The organism is Variovorax sp. 20P10.2.4 (assembly GCF_058244205.1).
In genome coordinates, this window is the sequence record NZ_JBZAYE010000606.1 from 1 (window position 1) to 4,396 (window position 4,396).

Consider the following 4,396-nt stretch of genomic DNA (forward strand, 5'->3'; position numbering starts at 1 on the left):
GCACCGGTCATCGCACCGGCCGCGCTGGTGCAGCAGCCCTACGCCACGCTGCCGGAGGCAAGGAAGCTGGCCGCCTCGCTCGGCAAGGGCAAGGCCGACGTGCTCAAGTGCAACGACGCGATCCGCATCCTCGAGCTTCATGCCAAGGAATTCGAGAAGGGATCGTTCGGCCGCTCCTTCGACAGCCTGATGATCAACTGCCTCATGGGCAAGCTCGCGATGTTTCCCTATCCGCTGATCGACCGGGCGATCAAGCGTGAGTTCGGGCGGCGGGCGGGCGATGCGACCGCGGGGCTGTCGGAGGTTCGGGGCCTGTCGCCCCTGCCCGTGATGCCCCGGCCGGCACCGGTCCGTCCGGTGATGGCTTCGCCACCGAGCATGACGATGCCGTCCTCCGATCCTTCCGCGCCGTCCGTGCTGAGACCGCCGGGATCCGCGAACCCGTGGGCGGTGCCGCCGCCGACGTCAGGCCCCTAGATCGCCCCGGACCGGTCGCGAGACGGCCTGCCCGCCGACGCGGCACAGCCCGCGGCGCCCCTACGATACCGACCCTGGACAGGCGCACCAAGGGATACGCCCAGCACGCGGACGCACTCATGAAGAACGGCGAGACACACGGCGGGCCCGGCACCGCACTGCAGCACGAGGGACATTTCCGGCCCGACGGCACGCTCGCCGCCGCCTTCCTGCGCGAGCACGACTGGGCGCGCTCGGCGCTCGGTCCGCCGCAGGGCTGGTCCGGCGCGCTGCGCCACGCGGTGTCGCTGATGCTCGATTCGGCCCTGCCGATGTGGCTGGCCTGGGGCGACGGCCTGGGCATGGTCTACAACGAGCCGTACGGCCGGGTCCTCGGCGGCAAGCATCCCGGAGCCCTGGGCGCGCCGCTGGCCGAGGTCTGGGCGGAGATCTGGCCCGAGGTCGGGCCGCTGGTCGAGACGGCGCTGGCCGGCAGCCCGGTCCATCGCGAGGACCTGCCGCTCGTCGTGAACCGCGAGGGGCTGGAGGAACAGACCTGGTTCACCTTCTCCTATGCGCCGCTGCGCGACGAACAGGGCGCCGTGCGCGGTCTGCTGTGCACCGTCTGGGAGACCACCGCCCAGGTGCTGGCCCGGCGCCGGCTGGCCGACAAGGAGGACGAGGCGACGCGGCGCCAGGCCCAGCGCACGGAGACCGAGGAGCGCTACCGGCTCGCGGTGCTGGCCACCAACGACGCGGTCTGGGACTGGCGCCTGTCCGACGGCCACGTGGTCTGGAACCAGGCGCTGACCACGCTGTTCGGCCACACGGAGGAAGAGACCAGCGCCGACTGGTGGCTCGACCACATCCATCCCGAGGACCGCGCGCGCGTCGAGACCGGCATCCATGCCGTGATCGACGGCGGCGGAACCGCCTGGACGCAGGAGTACCGCTTCCTGCGCAAGGACGGCAGCCATGCCGAGGTGTTCGACCGCGGCACCGTGCTGCGCGACGCGCAGGGCCGGCCGCTGCGCATGATCGGCGCCATGCTCGACCTGAGCGAGCGCAAGGCCTCCGAGCTCGCGCTGCGCGAGAGCCACCGGCAGTTCCGCACCCTGTTCGAGACCATCGACGAAGGCTTCTGCGTCATCGAATTCCTCGACGGCCCGCACGGGCCGATGAGCGACTACGTCCACGTCACGGCCAACCCGGCCTACCTGGCCAATGCCGGCATCGCCGACGTGGTGGGCCAGCGGGTGCGCGAGATGGTGCCCGACGAGGCCGACGGCTGGGTCGACATCTACCGCCGCGTGCTGCTCACGGGCGAGCCGGTGCGCTTCGAGCGCGAGCTGGTGCGCACCGGCCGCTTCCTCGAGCTGGCCGCCTTCCGCGTCGAGCCGCCCGAGCGCCGCCAGGTGGCCGTGCTGTTCCAGGATGTGACCCAGCGCCACCGCGCCGAGCGCGCGCTGCTCGAACTCAACGACTCGCTCGAGCACCGCGTGGCCGAGGAGGTTGCGCAGCGCCTGAAGACCGAGGAGGCGCTGCGCCAGGCGCAGAAGATGGAAGCGGTGGGCCAGCTCACCGGCGGCATCGCGCACGACTTCAACAACATGCTCGCGGTGGTGATCGGTTCGCTCGACCTGCTGGGGCGCCAGCTCGCGGCCGACGACGTTCGCGCCCGGCGCTACGTCGAGGCCGCGCGCGACGGCGCGAAGCGCGCCGCGCTGCTGACGCAACGGCTGCTCGCCTTCTCGCGCCAGCAGCCGCTGCGCCCCGAGTCGCTCGATGCCAACCGGCTGGTGGCGGGCATGTCGGACCTGCTGCGCCGCTCGCTCAGCGGCGCGATCCAGCTCGAGACCGTGCTGGCCGGCGGGCTGTGGCGCACGCACGCCGACCCCAACCAGCTCGAGAACGTGATCCTCAACCTCGCGGTCAACGGGCGCGACGCCATGCCCGACGGCGGGCGGCTCACGATCGAGACCGCCAACACCCACCTCGACGAGCGCTATGCGGCCGAGCACCTCGGCCTCTCGTCCGGGCAGTACGTGATGATCGCCGTCAGCGACACCGGCTCGGGCATGTCCGCCGAGGTGGTCGCCAAGGCCTTCGACCCCTTCTTCACCACCAAGGAGGTGGGCCGCGGCACGGGGCTGGGCCTGAGCCAGGTCTATGGCTTCGTCAAGCAGTCGGGCGGCCACGTGAAGATCTATTCGGAGGTCGGCGAGGGCACGGCCGTGAAGGTCTACCTGCCGCGCCTGCTCGGCGCGCCCGCCGAGGACGAGAAGGCCGAGGCCGCCCCGGACACGCCGCTGGGCGGCACCGAGGAGCTGATCCTCGTGGTGGAGGACGAGCCCGCGGTGCGGCAGCTCACGGTCGCCGCGCTCACCGAGCTCGGCTACCGCGTGCTGCAGGCCGACGGCGCCGTGGCGGCGCTGAAGCTGATCGATGCCCATCCCGAGATCCAGCTGCTGTTCACCGACGTGGTGATGCCCGAGACCAATGGCCGCAAGCTGGCCGACGAGGCGCTGCGGCGGCGGCCGGAACTCAAGGTGCTGTTCACCACCGGCTACACGCGCAATGCGGTGGTCCACAACGGCGTGCTCGACGCGGGCGTGCACCTGATCGGCAAGCCCTTCACGATCGAGGAACTGGCCGCGCGCGTGCGCGAGGTGCTCGACGCGTCCTAGGGGGCGCGGCGATCAGGGCAGCCGCAGCGCCTCGCTGTCGGCGAAAGCCCGGGCGAGATAGTCCATCACCGCGCGCACCGTGGCCGAGCGCTTGAGCTCGCGGTGCGTGACCAGCCAGATCGCATGCTCGAAGGGCTCGCCGCCGGGCTCGAGCTTCACCAGCGCGGGCTCCGCATCGCCGAGGAAGCAGGGCAGGCCCGCGACGCCGGCGCCGGCACGCGCGGCGACGAGCTGGCTGCTGATGTCGCCGAGTTCGCAGCCCACCGGGCGCTCGCCCGCGTTGCCGAGCAGCCAGCGCTGCTGGGGCATGTCGGCGAAGCGGTCGTCATAGGCGATGAAGGTCCAGCGCGCGGGCTCCCTGAGGGCGGGGTAGTCGCGGCCCGCGTAGAGCGCGAAGGGGATGCGGCCGACGCGGCGCGCGATGTTGTTGGGCTCGCTGGGCCGCACATGGCGCAGCGCGAGGTCCGCCTCGCCGCGGCTCAGCGAGACCTGCTGGGCCTCGGAGCGCACCGACAGCTGGATGTCGGGGTAGACCGCATGGAAGTCCGCCATGCGCGCGGCGAGGAAGTGCGTGGCCAGCACCGGCGAGGCGCTCAAGGTCACCTTGCCGCGCAGCGACACCTGCCGCGCCTGGCTGCGCCGCGCGATGGCGAAGGAGGCGCTCTCCATCGCCTTGGCCTGCTCGAAGACCTCGAGGCCCGCGGCCGTCAGGCGGCAGGCGCGCGGCAGCCGTTCCACCAGCGGCAATCCCAGCTCGGCCTCGAGCGCCGCCAGCCGGCGGCTCACCGTCGCATGGTCGACACGCAGCGAACGCGCGGCACCCGACAGCGTGCCGGCGCGGCCGACGGCCAGGAAATGGCGCAGGTTCTCCCAGTCGAACATGGTGTTCCCTATCTGTGCGTTTTCTCGCAGTGAGTCCGCGATTTTAGGGAATTCACGCACAGAGCGTCGCGGCCCACCATCGCCTCCTCTTCATGGATGAAAAGGGTGGAACATGCGAACCGGATCGTCTTCGCGCCGGGGCACGCTGGTGGCCGCGTCGCTGGGCTTCGTCGTGGTGCTGCTCGACGTGAGCGTGGTCAATGTCGCGCTCGATGCGCTGCTGCGCGAGTTCCGCACCGACGTGGCCGGGCTGCAATGGGTGGTCAATGCCTACACGCTGGTGTTCGCGGCCCTGCTGCTGAGCAGCGGCGCGCTCGGCGACCGCTTCGGGCCGCGCCGCATCTACCTCGGCGGCCTCGCGCTGTTCACCG

4 protein-coding genes are annotated in these 4,396 nt (G+C 71.5%); 3 read left to right on the forward strand and 1 reads right to left on the reverse strand.

Translation table 11 applies throughout. From position 1 onward, the window contains the following. Positions 1-477, forward strand: a 477-nt coding sequence (locus AC27VN_RS34045) for a hypothetical protein (protein WP_490879435.1), incomplete at its 5' end; no start/stop codon positions are given. Between the two features lie 119 nt (positions 478-596). Further along, a complete protein-coding gene (locus AC27VN_RS34050) occupies positions 597-3,143 on the forward strand; it encodes a PAS domain-containing protein (RefSeq protein WP_490879436.1) in 2,547 nt (848 codons plus the stop codon). Positions 3,144-3,155: 12 nt separating this feature from the next. Here the strand turns inward: AC27VN_RS34050 and AC27VN_RS34055 are convergent, their stop codons facing one another. After that, the gene (locus AC27VN_RS34055; RefSeq protein ID WP_490879437.1) at positions 3,156-4,025 is read right to left on the reverse strand and encodes a LysR family transcriptional regulator; all 870 of its coding nucleotides are present in this window, start codon (positions 4,023-4,025) and stop codon (positions 3,156-3,158) included. Positions 4,026-4,137: 112 nt separating this feature from the next. Here AC27VN_RS34055 and AC27VN_RS34060 point away from each other — a divergent pair. After that, positions 4,138-4,396 (forward strand): MFS transporter (locus AC27VN_RS34060; protein ID WP_490879438.1); only part of this gene is annotated, 259 nt, incomplete at its 3' end.

Coding starts and splice junctions, on each gene's coding strand:
- AC27VN_RS34050 (WP_490879436.1), top strand. CDS start 597: ATGAAGAACGGCGAGACACACGGCGGGCCCGGCACCGCACTGCAGCAC.
- AC27VN_RS34055 (WP_490879437.1), bottom strand. CDS start 4,025: ATGTTCGACTGGGAGAACCTGCGCCATTTCCTGGCCGTCGGCCGCGCC.